Origin of the sequence: Moraxella pluranimalium (assembly GCF_002014825.1) — a bacterium.
In the GTDB taxonomy this organism is placed as follows: Bacteria; Pseudomonadota; Gammaproteobacteria; order Pseudomonadales; family Moraxellaceae; genus Moraxella; species Moraxella pluranimalium.
In genome coordinates this window covers 46,655-62,210 of the sequence record NZ_MUYU01000008.1, presented here as the reverse complement: position 1 = coordinate 62,210, position 15,556 = coordinate 46,655, and the positions used below count along the sequence as shown (strand labels likewise).

Sequence of the window (15,556 nt, the reverse complement as noted above, 5' to 3'; positions counted from 1 at the left end):
ATTGTACCGGTACACACCAAATGCAAATAACCCCTACCTAAGTTTTAATTACGACATTTTCACCTCAAAAGCAATCAGTGAGCCCACGGGCTTTTCCAACAAAGATTGGGTCAGTGGTGTGAGTTTGGGGATGAGTTTTTAAATTTCTAAAATCTTTAAATGCGATGAAATGCCAAGATCAGCTCTTGCAGGGTTTTTTTGATGGATGGTTAGATGAGAGGGCCGAATGTGTAAAAATGCTTATTTGTCAATATATTGTCTATTTTTAACAAATATGTCTTGAATTACAGGTTGTGAAATATTACAATAAATACAGGGTTCACTACTTATCAGTTGTGAACTTACCGAGGCTTCAGCCGCTGAGCCAGCGTAGCAAATCAGCGGCTATTTTATTTACTTCTTCTGAAGCTCTCTGATGCAGTCATCTTTATTCCATTTTGGTGATTTTCTAATTTTTTCAATGCTTGCATCTGCAACATAACAGGTAACAAAATTGCCTTTTAATATATTATCCTTTGCCAACCTTATCTCAATAACCACAACAAAGTTTGCATAAACCACACTAACTCTGCGGGTTTTTTCATAGCTTTTGGTGTCTTTATTCCACCCTATAAATTGTTCGGCATTAGGGCTCTCTAAAGTAAGTTTAATCCAGTCCATCCTTTCGGCGCGCGTATATGAAAATTGGTCTTTTGCTCCTTTTGTGTAATTGGAGCTTTCATAGAAAGCATGACCAAACTTTTGGGGCTTGAAATACACTCGAATACCATCAAATGTAAAAATTTCACTACGAAGATAATGTTTTTCAAAATGATTTTTGTACTCAGCAATAGTCTCATACTTTAATAAAGGCGGATGTAACACTACCATCCTCCTCGTAGATTGATTTTAAATACATTAAATTTATTTTCATTTCTATAAGTGGGTGCGATTGTACGGTTTATCTTTTCTTCAAAATATTCAACCAATTTTGATTTCGCACTACCGGCTTTCAACTTGTTATTTAAGCGAGCCGAGGCCATGCCAAGCAGGATATCGGTTAATTGAATTAACACAACCTCTTTTGAAGGCAAGGCCTGAACATCTCGTACACGAGATGTGATATTTGCATTATTTAGACATTGTTTAAGTGTTTTCAATCTTGTTAAATCACGATTTGTTTTGATGTCGCAAAAAATGATATATTCATTAAAATCCAAAATCCAATGATGTAGTACTTGATAATAAAACTTATAAAACCCTAGCTCACTATCTCCTTGATGGTAATCTTTTTGAAAGTGCTCAATATCCACAGCAATACAACGAAATCTCATCTGTTCGCCATAGCTTTGAAAAAGATCGATCAATGATTTGTAAAAATTCAAGCTCGTAGGCGCAACATTATGCCACTTCATCTCTCCCCACAGACTATATTCTTGGCGAAGCTTATGAATCTTTTGTTTAATCTCTTGGCGTAATTCAGAAGGAATCCATAGACTGCCAATCATTAAATATTTGGCAGTTGGTTTACTAGAAGTAAAAAGCTCTGGGTGATTTTCATCACAATAAACCTCAAATTTCATTAAGACCCTCTTTAATTTTTTAAGAATGCAATTCTACCATATATTGTGTGCTGCAACTAGATTATTGCAAAAAATTTGCATATATGCCAATAAAAATCAAGATAAGATTTTATATTAATTTAATAATTAGGCTTATTTATACCGTATTGGTAAAAATACATATACATAAAATAAGAAATCCACCTGTCTACTAAAACAGAAGTTGTTCAGTACACCTGTCACAAAAACAAGAATGGGTAAATCATTGACTCATTGGTTAAGCTATGCAATATCAAAAAATTTGCTAGTTGCAAGTTTTGAACCCGTATATTAAGCTATTCAATCCCCAATCTGTTAATAAACACCCACCCTTATCCAAGGGAAAAGTGTCTTAGAAGATATCTATTTGTTGTCATAAATAAAGCTTAACATCGTGCTGTATTGGGGTATTGCTTCTTGCAGGCTAGACATGGGACAGGTATGGATGAACTCTAAATCCATCCTTTAAGGTCGGGTACTTTTGTAGTCAGGTAGAGAAAATGTGATTATTTAGTATGGGTGAGTATTAAAACTTTAGAGGTAAATCATGTCTGTAGAACTTCACAACAGTACTACGAAAGTGGATTGATACTTAAGTTAACTGCGGGTGAGATGGTAACTGCATTTGGACAATGTATAAAGCAACCGAAATTCAACCAATTGGATTAAATGCAAAATTTGGAAACTTCAAATAATCAACCATATATCAGATATGGTAAGATTGAAATTATTTATGCTTGGTCGATTTTCAACCTAGTTTTGAAAATAGCCTCTTTTTATTGTCATATTTTTCTGCCATAATGACCACCGAACAATTACCGCCAAGCCAATCCTCATGCACAATATCAGCCCAAGCTTGGCAAATTGTGCATATAAACCGTGGATACGCATGACCTTGGCGATGGTTTGTGCTAAACTATGGGGCAGTTTTTAGCTGTGATTCTCAGTTGAATCTGAAATACACCAAAAAACACCGATGATACTGATGATATCGCTACCCAACCCATCAACCCCAAGGATTTTGCCATGACCACACCCAACACGCTTTGGCTTGACCAGATTAAATTTAATGCCGATGGATTGGTGCCAACCATTGCCCAAGACCACGCCACAGGTCAGGTGCTGATGATGGCTTGGCAAAATCGTGAGTCGCTTAAGCTGACCCAAGAAACGGGCACGGCGGTGTATTTTTCACGCTCACGGGGCAAGCTGTGGCACAAGGGTGAAACTTCAGGTCATACACAGATTGTTCATGATATCTACACAGATTGTGATGGTGATACGGTGATTTTGTCCGTTACACAGCTTGGCGGGATTGCTTGTCATACGGGGCGTGCGTCCTGTTTTTATCAAAAACTCGACCAAGATGGCAACTGGCAAATCGTCAGTGACGTGCTCAAAGACCCAAACGACATCTATGGCTCAAGCATCGAGCACGCCACAACTGATACTGTCAAACAAGCAACCAAAGCGTGTGCAACGCAGGTGCTTGGCACGCTTGATAACATCCTAAACGAACGCAAAACCGCTGACAAAGACAGCTCGTATGTGGCAAGTCTATACCACAAAGGACTCAACAAAATCCTAGAAAAAGTCGGCGAAGAAGCAGTTGAGAGTATCCTAGCCGCCAAAGAACTGCAAGCCGCCCTTGCCACAGGTCAACAAGTGGATGAGATGGCAAATGATTTGGTCTATGAAGTGGCAGACACGTGGTTTCATCAGATGGTCGCCCTGTCTGCTTTGGGGCTTGATTCTCAAGCAGTGATTGATGAGCTGGCTCGTCGATTTGGCGTATCAGGCATTGATGAGAAAAACAGCAGAACAACTCAGTAAACAACTAAGTATTTGATTTATCAATAATTATCTGGCAATCTGCAATCTTAGTGATTTCAAAAATTTGGTAAAATATGCTATGATTGCTAGTTAAACTCACTTACAAAACTTACAAAAGGAAGAAACTATGGGTGCTTTATCCATTTGGCATTGGCTGATTTTGTTGGTTGTCGTGGTTGTGGTATTTGGCACAAGCAAGCTAAAAAATGCAGGCAAAGATTTGGGCACTGCTGTCAAAGGCTTCAAAGATGCTGTCAAAGAAGATGACAACAAAGCCATCAGCCAAAGCGACAAAACCATCGTCGCCGAAGAAGTCAAAGTCGAAAAAACCAACGACAAAGCCTAAGTGCATTGGGATAGACTGTGCTAAATCTTGGGTTTTTTGAGCTGACGTTGTTTGGCATCATTGCACTAATCGTACTTGGCCCTGACAAATTGCCCGTCGCTGCTCGCACGCTTGGGCGTTGGTATGGCATGATTCGCCGTGCCAGCACTCGCTTGCAATCTGAAATCAGTAATGAATTGCAACTGCTTGAGGCCCAAGAACAGCTCAAACAAGAGCTTGCCAAAATCCGTGAATCCGAAGCACAAATGCAAGCGCAGATGACCAAGCTACAGCAGTCGCTTGAGCGTACCCAACAACAAACACAAATCGCCAAACGGCATACCCTAGATGCATGGCAGACGATGCCACAGACCGACACCGACACACAAGCCATCAATGATGGTGATGATGAGATTGTCGCTCATGCCAAAGCGCTACAAGCAATGGACGATACATCCGATGACGCACCGCCATCAGGTATCCTACCAAGCAAGCAGTTTGACACCATGCCTTTGGTGAATCGTTGGTTCTTGTTGGGTGACTATGATCGTCGTCGTAGACTACCGCCACCGCCTTGGCTGCCCAATTACATTGCCGACCCACTTTTGTATCAAGTGAATACGCCATGACCACACAGACACCTGATGATATGCCATTGATGTCGCATTTTATAGAATTGCGTACACGCTTTATCCGTATTTTTTTGGCGGTGTTGGTGGTGTTTTTGGCTTTGGTTGGCTTTAGTCGTGAGTTGTACGATTTTATTTCCAATCCTTTGGTAGCATTATTGCCAAAAGAAGCCAGCTTGATTGCTACCGACGTCGCATCTGGATTTTTGGCACCGATTCGCCTAAGCTTTTTTGTGGCGCTCTTTATTACCGTGCCGTTCATTTTGGCGCAGATTTGGGGCTTTATCGCCCCCGGTCTTTATAAGCATGAAAAAAAAGCCGCTCTGCCACTGCTATTATCCGCCATTGTGCTGTTTTATCTTGGTGTGGCTTTTGCTTACTTTGTTGTGCTTGTGCCTGCGCTCAAATTTTTTGTCATGTTCGCCCCTGACAACGTCCTGCCGATGACCGATATTGACAGCTACTTAAGCTTTGTCCTAAAGCTGTTTGCAGTCTTTGGGGTGATGTTCGAAATCCCTGTGGTGACACTGATTTTGGTGCTGATGCGACTGGTCAGCGTCCAAAGCCTAGCAGATAAACGCCGTTATATCATCGTGGGCTGTTTTGCCATTGCCGCTGTCGTCACGCCACCTGATGGCGCAAGTATGATTATGCTGGCTGTGCCAATGTGCTTATTATTCGAGCTTGGACTGCTTATGGCACGGGCTTTGGTCAAGAATGACACCACATCAACGGAAACCATCACATGAAACCAAGCACCCAACAAGCACGCCTTGATGCACTCCAAGAGACCTATCGCCAATGGCTTGCCCTAAAGCCTGCACTCTACCAAGCCAAAGATACTCTGTCGCACGCCATGCAACTCATGCAGCAGCTAGAGCGCAGCTATTCTAGTGCTGAATTTGCTGAACTGATGAATGCTGATAGCCAAGGCACTTTGGATACGCGCACCCCAGGCGAGTATAGCGTACTTGGCGAAGATACGATTTGGAATGAATTGGCCGAAAAAGATGAACTGCTTTGGTCGATACTTAAGCTATGCATCGCACATCTGGATAAAAGCTCGGCACACGAACCATCCGCCTAAGCCATCAGCCACCACAGTACAGTTGGCAAAGTTACCATCGCAAGCACTGTCTGTAGGCTGATGATTTGCGCCATCAATGCATGATTACCGCCCAGCACCTTAGTCAGCACATACGCCGTCGGCGCTGTCGGTAGCGCAAAGAATAGCACCACCACTTGCCGTCCAATCCCCGTAATCCCCATCATGCCACACACCAAGAATGCCAACGCAGGCATCAATAGCAGGCGTATCAAAGTATGCGCCATCACAAGCGGTAAACCCCGACCCAACAGCCCCGCAAACTGTAGCCCTGCACCAATACATATCAGCCCCAAAGGTAGGCTTGCCGTGCCTAGCAGTCGCATCAGCTCATTGATGGCTGTCGGCATGGATAAGGGCGACAGATTAACCATGATTGCCAAGATACAAGCGACAATCAGCGGATTGGTCATCAGATTATGAATCAGTCGCTTTGGCGATAGCTCCTGATGTGCGGTCAATGACAGCACCGAGATGACATTAATCACTGGAATAAACAGCGCAATAATCAGCGAATACAGCGTCAAGCCATCATTGCCAAATAGCGACGCCACCAGTGCAAGCCCGATATAGGTATTAAAACGGATGGCACTTTGGGTATAGACACCGATATTCTCATACAACACACCCAAGCGATTTGCCACAGTCATCGCAATCGTCGCAAGCATCAGCACAATGGCGACTGCTGTCATCACCGAGCCAAATTCGGACAGCACCACCTGCGCCTGCGAAATAGATAAAAAGAGCAATGACGGAAACAGCACATAATAATTGAGCTTATCAATACCCTGCCACACCGTATCAGGCACAAAGCGATACCAATGCAAGATAGCGCCAAGTGCGATACACAGTACCAGCGGTATTAGGCTATTAATAATCAGTGTCATCATCCGTGTTTATCCATGTTATGCCAAACTTGCTCAAGCTTTTTTGGCATTAGACTTGTGTCGCCATCAGCCTGTGCATTAGCCGAGTTTTATGCATTAGCCATTCGGTGTTTAGCATACTATACATGACCGTATCTCGCACCGTGCCATCTCGCCTTAACGCCTGGTGACGGATGACGCCATCTTTTTGGGCGCCGAGCCGTTCGATGGCTCGTTGTGAGTTGGTGTTCAAAATATCTGTCCGCCATCCCACTACCGCACAGTCAAGCACTTCAAACGCATGAGTCATTAGCGCAAGCTTACAGGCGGTATTGACATGCGTGCGTTGGGCAGATTTAGCATACCAAGTATAACCAATCTCAACGCGGCCAATATGATCGATGATATCATGATAACTGGTCGTGCCAAGCACTCGTTCATCACGCTCATCGATCACCGCAAAGGCAAGGCGAGTCAGATTATCTAGCGCCGCTTGAATATAGGCATCCACAGTCTCTGGTGTCGGTGCACTGGTCACGGTCAGACGCCACAGCTCACCATCTTGTACTGCCATCGTTAGTCCATCGGCGTGCGCATGACTAAGTGGCTCAAGGCGCACACCGCATAGGCTTAGCACAACAGGCTTTACCAACTGCTGCATGATTTTTTTCCTTATAAAGACAACAAAACCACACCAAAGATGATGTGGTTTTGGGCAATTTGCCAATCATTAGCCTGCTTGGTCTAGCAGCATGCTACGGATATGACCGATTGCTTTGGTTGGGTTTAGACCTTTTGGACACACTGACACGCAGTTCATGATGCCACGGCAACGGAATAGGCTAAATGGGTCATCTAGGCGTGCTAGGCGAGCTTGGGTGTCGCTGTCACGGCTGTCGATGATGAAACGATAGCCATTCAATAGCGCAGATGGACCTAAGAACTTATCAGGGTTCCACCAGAATGATGGGCATGAAGTTGAACAGCACGCACATAGGATACATTCGTACAGACCGTTTAGTTTCTCACGATCTTCTGGTGATTGTAGGCGCTCTTTTGGTGGCGCAGGCTGATTGTTGATCAAGTATGGATGAACTTTTTCGTATTGCTCATAGAATTGGTTCATATCCACAACCAAATCTTTGATCACAGGCAGGCCTGGTAGCGGACGGATAACGATCTTTTCTGGCAAGGTGTTCATGTTGATTAGACACGCCAAACCATTTTTGCCATTGATGTTCATACCGTCAGAACCACAGATACCTTCACGGCATGAGCGACGGAAAGTTAGGGTTTCATCTTGTTTTTTTAGACGCAGTAGCACATCTAGTAGCATACGATCAGATTCTAGTAGCTCAATCTGATAAGCCTGCATATATGGAGCTTTGTCCTTATCAGGATCATAGCGATAAATTTCAACGGTGCGAGTTCCACGACTCATAGTCTTTCTCCGCAAAATGCTTGGGCGTAGGCTGATGCAATACGCCCAAAATTCAAATTAGATAAATGTCAATTAGAATGTACGAACGCGTGGCTCACAGTAATCCACAGTCAATGGCTTCTTGCGCACTGGCTTATAGATTACCTTGTTACCTTCTGAATACCATAGCGTGTGCTTCATCCAGTTCTTGTCATCACGACCTAGTGGCGCTTCGGCATCATCTGCAGGACGCTCATAGTCTAGGACGCTGTGCGCACCACGGCACTCATGACGAAGTGATGCTGATAGCATGGTTGCTTTGGCGACTTCGTAAAGGTTTGCCACTTCTAGCGCTTCGATACGCGCTGTGTTGAACACCGCCGATTTGTCTTTTAGATGGATTTGCTCAACTTTTGGTGCAAGCGCCATAATCTTCTCAACACCCTCATCCATCAACGCTTGGGTACGGAATACGCCAGCGTGTGACTGCATGATTGAGCGGATTTCGTCAGCGACTTCTTGAGCGTTGTAGCCTTCAGTTGAGTTTTGTAGCTTATCAAGGCGTGCTTGAGTGAAGTCTAGGACGCGTGGGTTCAATGGCTTGTAGCCACGATCTGACTTAGCAAACTCATCTAGGATATGCTGACCTGCCGCACGACCAAATACCACAAGGTCAAGCAGTGAGTTCGTGCCTAGACGGTTCGCACCGTGTACAGAGACGCACGCACATTCGCCGATGGCATATAGACCTTTGATGACACGACCTTCGGTGTATAGACCTTGCTCATCACGCTCGCCATCTAGCACAGGTACAGTCACCTGACCGTGGATGTTCGTTGGGATACCGCCCATCATGTAGTGGATGGTTGGGACAACTGGTACTGGCTCTTTGGTGATGTCCACGTTGGCGAAGTTGTGGCTGATTTCAAATACCGATGGCAGACGCTTCATGATTTCGGCATGACCTAGATGGGTCATATCCATAACGATGTAGTCGCCATTTGGACCACAGCCACGACCTTCTTTAATCTCTTGGTCCATAGAACGAGAGACGAAGTCACGTGGTGCTAAGTCTTTTAGGGTTGGGGCATAACGCTCCATAAACGGCTCGCCGTGCTTGTTACGAAGGATAGCACCTTCGCCACGACAGCCTTCGGTCAATAGAACGCCTGCGCCGGCTACACCCGTTGGGTGGAATTGCCAGAACTCCATATCTTGTAGCGGGATACCTGCACGCACTGCCATGCCCAGACCGTCACCGGTGTTGATGTAGGCGTTGGTTGATGCACGGAAGATACGACCTGCACCACCTGTCGCTAGTACGGTAGTTTGGGCTTGGAATACAGAGATATTACCTGTTTCTTGGTCAAGCGCTACCACGCCGTTGATGTTGCCTTCGTCGTCTTTGATTAGGTCAAGCGCAATCCACTCAACGAAGAATTGAGTGCCTTTTTCTAGGTTCTTTTGGTATAGCGTGTGTAGTAGCGCATGGCCAGTACGGTCAGCAGCTGCACACGCACGGGGAACTGCTTTTTCGCCGTAGTTGGCACTGTGACCACCGAATGGACGCTGATAAATCGTACCATCGGCGTTACGGTCAAATGGCATACCCATGTGCTCAAGCTCATAGACGACCTTTGGCGCTTCACGGCACATATATTCGATGGCGTCTTGGTCGCCTAGCCAGTCAGAACCCTTGACGGTGTCATAAAAATGGAAATGCCAGTTATCGTTGCTCATATTACCCAATGACGCACCGATACCACCTTGGGCAGCAACCGTGTGCGAACGGGTTGGGAAAACTTTGGTGATGACTGCGACTTTCATACCGCCATTAACCAGCTGTAGAGAAGCACGCATACCAGAACCACCACCGCCAACGATGACTGCGTCAAAGTTTAGCGTTGGGATGTTGTTGATTACAGTATCTTGTGTTGCCATGTTTATTCCTAATTATGTTTTTATTGGTGTTGATGGGGCAAATTTACCAATGGCTAAGCCAATCGGTCAATTACCAAAAAATCATCACGCCCCAGAATAGATACACCAAAACAGCGATAATGACCAATGACTGAATCACCAAACGCAATCCTGATGATTTGACATAGTCAGTCAAAACTGTCCACATACCCACCCATGCGTGGAATACCAAAGACAAAATCGCAACCAAGCTAAATAGCTTCATTGGCAGGCTTAGCATGAAGCCTTTCCAAGCGTCAAAATTCACATCGCAAAATAGGAAAAATCCTACAATCACAACGCTATATACCGCCAAAACGACAGCACTGATACGCTGTAAAATCCAATCACGCGAGCCTGAGCCTGTTAGACCAGTCGCACTTTTAATACCAGAATTATTTCTCATTAGAACATCACCCATACAAACGATGCGACAATCAGTACAGCAGCGATCACAAAGCTGATCACAGCCGCCGTACGGCCAGAATTGAACTCTTCGTTCATGCCTAGGTCAGCCAGCAAGTGCTTGATACCCATGACAAAATGGTACGCAGTCGCCGCAACAAAAATCCAAGCAACGAAGCGTAGTGCAACATTTTCAAAAACGGCATCAAAGCCTTCTTGTGAAGTCAAAGAAGTCTGAAGAATACATAGCATCACAGGGACAAGCAAAAACAAAACAATCCCAGAAACACGATGCAAAATCGAAGCCATAGCAATCGGTGATTTTGAGTTCACAGCGATAACTTGGCTCAAAGGTAGGTTAATCGGTCGGTTGCTTTTCACAGCGGGCATCCTTATCTAATTTACGCCGAACAATGGCAAGGAGTAGCTAGCCGGCTATCGGTAAATATCGCTAACGATAGTCACCAGTCATCACATGATGTACAGCGAGCACCACAAAAAATTGCAAAAAATCCCACAACGACATCAATTGCGGCATGATAGCCAATCAATCAAGACAATGCCTTGTACCAAAAGCCTATAATGCGATTGATTATCGTTTATGGAAATGCAGTCATAAATAATTTAAATTATAAATCGCTTGAACAATAATTACAAACAAATTCCTATATTTTGTGCAAAATTCCCGTGATTTTTTAAAAAAATAACCAAAAAGCTGTCAAATTAATTGTTACAAACAATGTCAGAGCCACAAAAACACTTGTCAATTTGCCACATTGTCCCTAAAATCACGAATGAAGCAATGAATAGGTGTTTACTAAAATTTCGTTAAAATGCGAAAAAAGCTTGTAAGTTTGACAAAGTTTTTGTATTATCCAAGATACTCACTGCTGAGTGCATCTGTTCACAGATGCGTAATTTAATAACAACACAAGGAAGCCGCACTTAAGTTGGCTGATGGCTTAGCCTAATAAGTGTGAATTTATTCGTCTGATTGTATGGTGCTAATTAAGCACCAACATGGATGTTCGGTGATTTTTATGCACAGTACAAGGTTTTCAGACGCAACCAACCCCAAAGAGGTCAATTATGTCAAAGAAAGTTACCCTTACCGTTGATGGTGTCGAATATGATATGCCAGTGCTGGAGAGCACGCTAGGACGCCCTGTATTGGATGTAAGCGCTGTTGCCAAGGCTGGTCTATGGACTTATGATCCAGGCTTTATGGCGACTGCACCCGTTGAATCAAAAATCACTTATATCGATGGCGAAAAAGGCGAGCTACTACATCGTGGCTATGCGATTGATGATTTGGCATCAAACGCTGACTACCTAGAAGTCTGCTATGCGCTACTATACGGTGATCTACCAAACGCTGAAGAAAAAGAGAAGTTCTACGCACGTGTTTCTAACCACATGGCAGTGCATGACCAACTGCGTAAGTTCTTTGAAGGTTTCCGCCGTGACGCTCACCCAATGGCAATCATGGTCGGCGTGGTCGGTGCGCTATCAGCATTCTATCACAACCACCTAGATATCTCTGATCCTGCACACCGTGATGAGACTTGTGTTGACTTGATCGCAAAAGTACCAACCCTAGCTGCGATGAGCTACAAATACTCAATCGGCGAACCGTTCATGTATCCACGCAAAGACTTCAGCTATGCTGAAAACTTCCTATACATGATGTTCGCTACCCCAGGTGAGCCTGACTACAAGGTGAATCCAGTACTGGTCAAAGCAATGGACAAAATCTTCACCCTACACGCAGACCATGAGCAAAACGCATCAACTTCTACCGTGCGTCTAGCAGGCTCAACAGGTGCCAACCCATATGCGTGTATCGCAGCAGGTATCGTCGCACTATGGGGCCCATCACACGGCGGTGCGAACGAAGCAGTTCTACAGATGCTTGATGAAATCGGTTCTGTCGAGCACGTCGAAGAATTCATGGAAAAAGTTAAGCGTAAAGAAGTCAAACTCATGGGCTTTGGTCACCGTGTCTATCGCAACTTTGACCCACGCGCCAAAGTGATGAAAGAGACTTGTGATGAAGTCCTTGGCGCACTAGGCATCAACGATCCTAAGCTTGAGCTTGCGATGAAACTTGAGCAAATCGCTTTGAACGACCCATACTTTGTAGAGCGTAAACTATATCCAAACGTTGACTTCTACTCAGGTATCATCCTAAAAGCAATCGGTATCCCAACCTCAATGTTTACCGTAATCTTCGCTCTAGCGCGTACTGTGGGCTGGATCAGCCACTGGACTGAGATGCACTCAGAGCCGTTCAAAATCGGTCGTCCACGCCAACGCTACACTGGCGAGACACACCGTGAGTTCGTCCCTGTGGACAAGCGTAAATAATCCGATTCATAACGGATTTACTATAAAAATTTCCCCAAGTGATCGCTTGGGGAAATTTTTTGTGATGCAAAAAAAACACCGCTTCAGCTCATGGCAAAAACGGTGTCAAGCTTGTCGTTTGGCAGTGATGACGCTATGGCAATAATCCCATCTCGGTCAGCACATCGACGGCAGCACGGTAGGCTTCTTGGGTTGCAGGTGCGCCGCAGTAGGGTAAGCTGTGTAGCAGTACTTCTTGGATTTCTGCAACCGTTGCACCATTATTGATTGCCCCACGAATATGCCCTTTGAGTTCGGCTGGACTTTTTTGAGCGATCAAGAACGCCATGGTAATTAATGAGCGTGTTTTACGATCGATGCCATCGCGTTGCCAAGTCGAACCCCAAGCGTGTTCATTAATCCAGTCTTGTAATGGTGCGGTAAATGGCGTTACCTGCCCCATTGAACGCTCCACATGCGCATCCCCCATCACTTGCTTGCGTACGGTGATGCCGTTTTGGTAGGTTTGATTGGTCATTTGATAGCTCCTTATGAAATAATAATCCAAATTAAGATGCTATCACAGACCGCTCAGATTTTAAAGCACATCATCTCGTCTAATGCGTGTATTAAACAATCCGATATACTCATCTTTTTTATCAATCCCTACATACTCAAGGCTCGCATCTTCATACCGTTTAAACTTATAAACGGCATCATTCATCACACTTTCATCAAAGACATTTAATGACACCAAAAGGGCAAAATCCGCCTGCGACAATCCTGTTACTTTGGTAAATAATTCAGGTTCAAGCTCTTGTATCACATCTTTTAGGCTATGCTCTCGATAGTCAGACAAATACATAAAAATCGGAATGCGAGTGGCAAATTTAATCAGATTTTCCTTGATTTTTTGGCGTTGGGATTTTTTATCCTTTTCTTCATCAGTTAATTTTTTAAGCTCTTTCTTTTCATCATCAGACAAATCATTATCTTTGGCTTTTTGCTTAATGGCTTTAATGCGTTCGGAGCGATTGATGACAATTTCAATGTCATCATTTAGACTTCTAAAACCTTCAATTTTCATCAAAGCATCCATTGCCTCTTGATTTGCCATCAGATTTTTTAAAGTAACATCATCAACATTAACCAGCAATGCCGATTGCCAACGGCGTGCCAATAGCGTTGCCGTTGTGCCACTCATCGCCATATCCAGCAAAAGTTTAGCGTCCACTTGTTGCATCGCACTGCCATCATAGGCAAGTACAGGCAAAAAGGCAATAAATTCAGCGACTTTACTCTCTGGATTGCCTTCTTTTGGGTTTAATTTATGGGCATAATCAGCGATTTGGCGTAAGGCACGATTGGGGGCAAAATCAAAAATATAGCATTGATTTTTGATGATATTTAGCTCATCATCACCCCGCACTGCCCAAGGGGTTTGCACCCGAAATCCTGCCTGAAAATAAGTCTCAGGGCTGGCACAATTTCTTAGCATAAAAATCCCCGTCCACGCAGGCACAGACACGCCTGTCATCAGCTTGCCACACGACAGCGTAATGGATTTTGTTGAAAGCGGATTATTACCGATTGCTTTTTTGACAGGCTCTAGGGCTTTATCGCCCATTCCTGCATGATTGCCTGCCGATACGATGATGTCATAATCATGATAAAATTTATTATTGGGCGCTTTTAATAAATTCGCCATCGCATAGCAACTTGCCACACTAGGCAAAAACCAAAGTGTATGTAATAAACTGTTTAATAAATTCGTATCACTAAATGGCATTGGCGGTTTGGCATTACCTTGTTTGAGATTGGTAATTATCATCTCATCAAGATTATCACGAATTAAATCCAGCCATTTTTGTACATGAGTTTGATGTTTAAATTTAGCCGTTTCACCATTGCCGTCCGCTTTAAAAAACTCACCCAAATCAAACTCATTAAACTCGCCTTGTGTGGCAATCGTACGGATATTTTCTGGTAATTGATAGGTTAAGAGCATCATTTGCGGTAATGACAAATAAGGGTTATCCCCTTTTGCATTATCCCATTCTAATTTGGCTTTTTGTTCATCGCCATAAGTCCAATTAAAAATTTGCTCTTCAATAAATTCTCCAGACGCAATCGCCCGAAATGGCGTACCTGATAAATACAAATAATGCTCTGTGGTAATTGGCAAGTCCTTTTCATCAAAACTTTCTACGCTGATTTCCATGTCTTGATATTCGTTTTGCATTTGTGTCAATTCATCATCTTTGGCAAAAAGCGATTTGGCACTATCACGCCATGCCCCAAAATGATATTCATCAAATACCACACAATCCCAATTCATTGCGTGCAGTTCTTGGTTTTTGGCTTTGATATTGCCAAACTTATCTCTACCCAAAATATCTTGAAAAGACGCAAAATACACCATTGGCTTATTTTTATCATAATCCGCTAATTTTAAATCACTATCACGGCTAATAAATTGCCAACCATTAAAATCACTGTGCGTGGTCAAATCTTCCTGCCACGCATTTTTTACCGCAGGTTTAAAGGTCAAAATCAGCACTCGTTGCCAATTCATGCGTTTGGCAAGCTGATAAGTGGCAAAGGTTTTACCAAATCGCATTTTGGCATTCCACAAAAAATGCGGTGTGCGATGATTGTTCCTATCCTGCTTGATAGAATTAAAATAATGAGCGGTTTTATTCACAGCGTCCAATTGCTCGGGACGCATTTTAAAATCTTGCGTTCTTTGTCTCTCAAAAGTTTTGGCTTGTTTGATATTTAAAATGGCATTTTTAATGGTATCCAAATGACATTCAAACCATTCGCCTGCAATGCGGTTAATGCCCATTGTTTCTAGCATTTTATGCACGGCAAAATCTTTAAAAGAACTGCCATCATCTTTAATCGCCAAAGTTTCATATTCCACTTGCCAGCTTTGGCTTGGTGTCACGGTTGGATAATGCTGTTTCATTCGCTGACTTACCGTTTCTTGGGCAGTGTAGCCCACTTTGAGACAATTTGGATAACGGCTATCAGAATAAACATAAATCTTTGGCGTGTGAATTTGGGTAAAAGTTGGGTTGGTCAT

General features: G+C 43.8%; 16 protein-coding genes. 6 read left to right on the top strand and 10 right to left on the bottom strand.

The features are described 5' to 3' along the window. Window positions 1-393: 393 nt before the first annotated feature. Window positions 394-864, bottom strand: coding sequence for a hypothetical protein (locus B0680_RS03720; RefSeq protein ID WP_143821344.1), 471 nt, complete (start codon window positions 862-864; stop codon window positions 394-396). After that, window positions 864-1,562 carry a DUF3800 domain-containing protein gene (locus B0680_RS03715; RefSeq protein ID WP_078253713.1) on the bottom strand — a complete coding sequence of 233 codons (699 nt, stop codon included), beginning with the start codon at window positions 1,560-1,562 and terminating at the stop codon, window positions 864-866. The genes B0680_RS03720 and B0680_RS03715 overlap by 1 nt, the downstream gene beginning before the upstream one ends. A 1,044-nt stretch (window positions 1,563-2,606) precedes the next feature. Here B0680_RS03715 and hisIE point away from each other — a divergent pair. The 5 genes from hisIE (at window position 2,607) to B0680_RS03690 (ending at window position 5,454) form a co-directional block, all read left to right on the top strand. After that, window positions 2,607-3,413, top strand: coding sequence for a bifunctional phosphoribosyl-AMP cyclohydrolase/phosphoribosyl-ATP diphosphatase HisIE (gene hisIE, locus B0680_RS03710; RefSeq protein ID WP_078253712.1), 807 nt, complete (start codon window positions 2,607-2,609; stop codon window positions 3,411-3,413). 127 nt (window positions 3,414-3,540) lie between these two features. Beyond that, entirely contained in the window at window positions 3,541-3,759 is a 219-nt protein-coding gene (gene tatA, locus B0680_RS03705) for a Sec-independent protein translocase subunit TatA (protein ID WP_078253711.1), read from the top strand. A 17-nt stretch (window positions 3,760-3,776) separates the two neighbouring features. Continuing rightward, on the top strand, window positions 3,777-4,367 hold the full coding sequence (tatB, locus tag B0680_RS03700; protein WP_078253710.1) for a Sec-independent protein translocase protein TatB: 591 nt from the start codon (window positions 3,777-3,779) through the stop codon (window positions 4,365-4,367). Continuing rightward, window positions 4,364-5,116: a twin-arginine translocase subunit TatC gene (gene tatC, locus B0680_RS03695; protein ID WP_078253709.1), complete on the top strand. Its 753-nt coding sequence runs from the start codon at window positions 4,364-4,366 to the stop codon at window positions 5,114-5,116. Before tatB ends, tatC begins: the two co-directional genes overlap by 4 nt. Continuing rightward, window positions 5,113-5,454 carry a DUF4298 domain-containing protein gene (locus B0680_RS03690; protein WP_078253708.1) on the top strand — a complete coding sequence of 114 codons (342 nt, stop codon included), beginning with the start codon at window positions 5,113-5,115 and terminating at the stop codon, window positions 5,452-5,454. Before tatC ends, B0680_RS03690 begins: the two co-directional genes overlap by 4 nt. Here B0680_RS03690 and B0680_RS03685 read toward each other — a convergent pair. The 6 genes from B0680_RS03685 to sdhC form a co-directional block, all read right to left on the bottom strand. Further along, complete coding sequence (locus B0680_RS03685) at window positions 5,451-6,362, bottom strand: AEC family transporter (protein ID WP_078253707.1); 912 nt, start codon at window positions 6,360-6,362, stop codon at window positions 5,451-5,453. The genes B0680_RS03690 and B0680_RS03685 overlap by 4 nt on opposite strands. Window positions 6,363-6,408: 46 nt before the next feature. After that, entirely contained in the window at window positions 6,409-6,999 is a 591-nt protein-coding gene (locus B0680_RS03680; RefSeq protein ID WP_078253706.1) for a GNAT family N-acetyltransferase, read from the bottom strand. 69 nt (window positions 7,000-7,068) lie between these two features. After that, on the bottom strand, window positions 7,069-7,779 hold the full coding sequence (locus B0680_RS03675; protein ID WP_078253705.1) for a succinate dehydrogenase iron-sulfur subunit: 711 nt from the start codon (window positions 7,777-7,779) through the stop codon (window positions 7,069-7,071). A 72-nt stretch (window positions 7,780-7,851) separates the two neighbouring features. Continuing rightward, a complete protein-coding gene (gene sdhA, locus B0680_RS03670; protein WP_407661997.1) occupies window positions 7,852-9,705 on the bottom strand; it encodes a succinate dehydrogenase flavoprotein subunit in 1,854 nt (617 codons plus the stop codon). Window positions 9,706-9,769: 64 nt separating this feature from the next. Continuing rightward, window positions 9,770-10,123 (bottom strand): succinate dehydrogenase, hydrophobic membrane anchor protein, encoded by a 354-nt coding sequence (sdhD, locus tag B0680_RS03665; RefSeq protein ID WP_078253703.1) that lies wholly within the window; start codon window positions 10,121-10,123, stop codon window positions 9,770-9,772. Then, window positions 10,123-10,512 (bottom strand): succinate dehydrogenase, cytochrome b556 subunit, encoded by a 390-nt coding sequence (gene sdhC, locus B0680_RS03660; protein ID WP_078253702.1) that lies wholly within the window; start codon window positions 10,510-10,512, stop codon window positions 10,123-10,125. The genes sdhD and sdhC overlap by 1 nt, the downstream gene beginning before the upstream one ends. A 699-nt stretch (window positions 10,513-11,211) precedes the next feature. On the opposite strand from sdhC, the gene gltA reads away from it, so the two are divergent. Beyond that, window positions 11,212-12,489 carry a citrate synthase gene (gene gltA, locus B0680_RS03655; RefSeq protein ID WP_078253701.1) on the top strand — a complete coding sequence of 426 codons (1,278 nt, stop codon included), beginning with the start codon at window positions 11,212-11,214 and terminating at the stop codon, window positions 12,487-12,489. 133 nt (window positions 12,490-12,622) lie between these two features. Here gltA and B0680_RS03650 read toward each other — a convergent pair whose 3' ends face one another. Both B0680_RS03650 and B0680_RS03645 read right to left on the bottom strand, forming a co-directional pair. After that, on the bottom strand, window positions 12,623-13,006 hold the full coding sequence (locus B0680_RS03650) for a carboxymuconolactone decarboxylase family protein (RefSeq protein WP_078253700.1): 384 nt from the start codon (window positions 13,004-13,006) through the stop codon (window positions 12,623-12,625). 60 nt (window positions 13,007-13,066) lie between these two features. Then, window positions 13,067-15,556 carry a GIY-YIG nuclease family protein gene (locus B0680_RS03645; protein WP_078253699.1) on the bottom strand — a complete coding sequence of 830 codons (2,490 nt, stop codon included), beginning with the start codon at window positions 15,554-15,556 and terminating at the stop codon, window positions 13,067-13,069.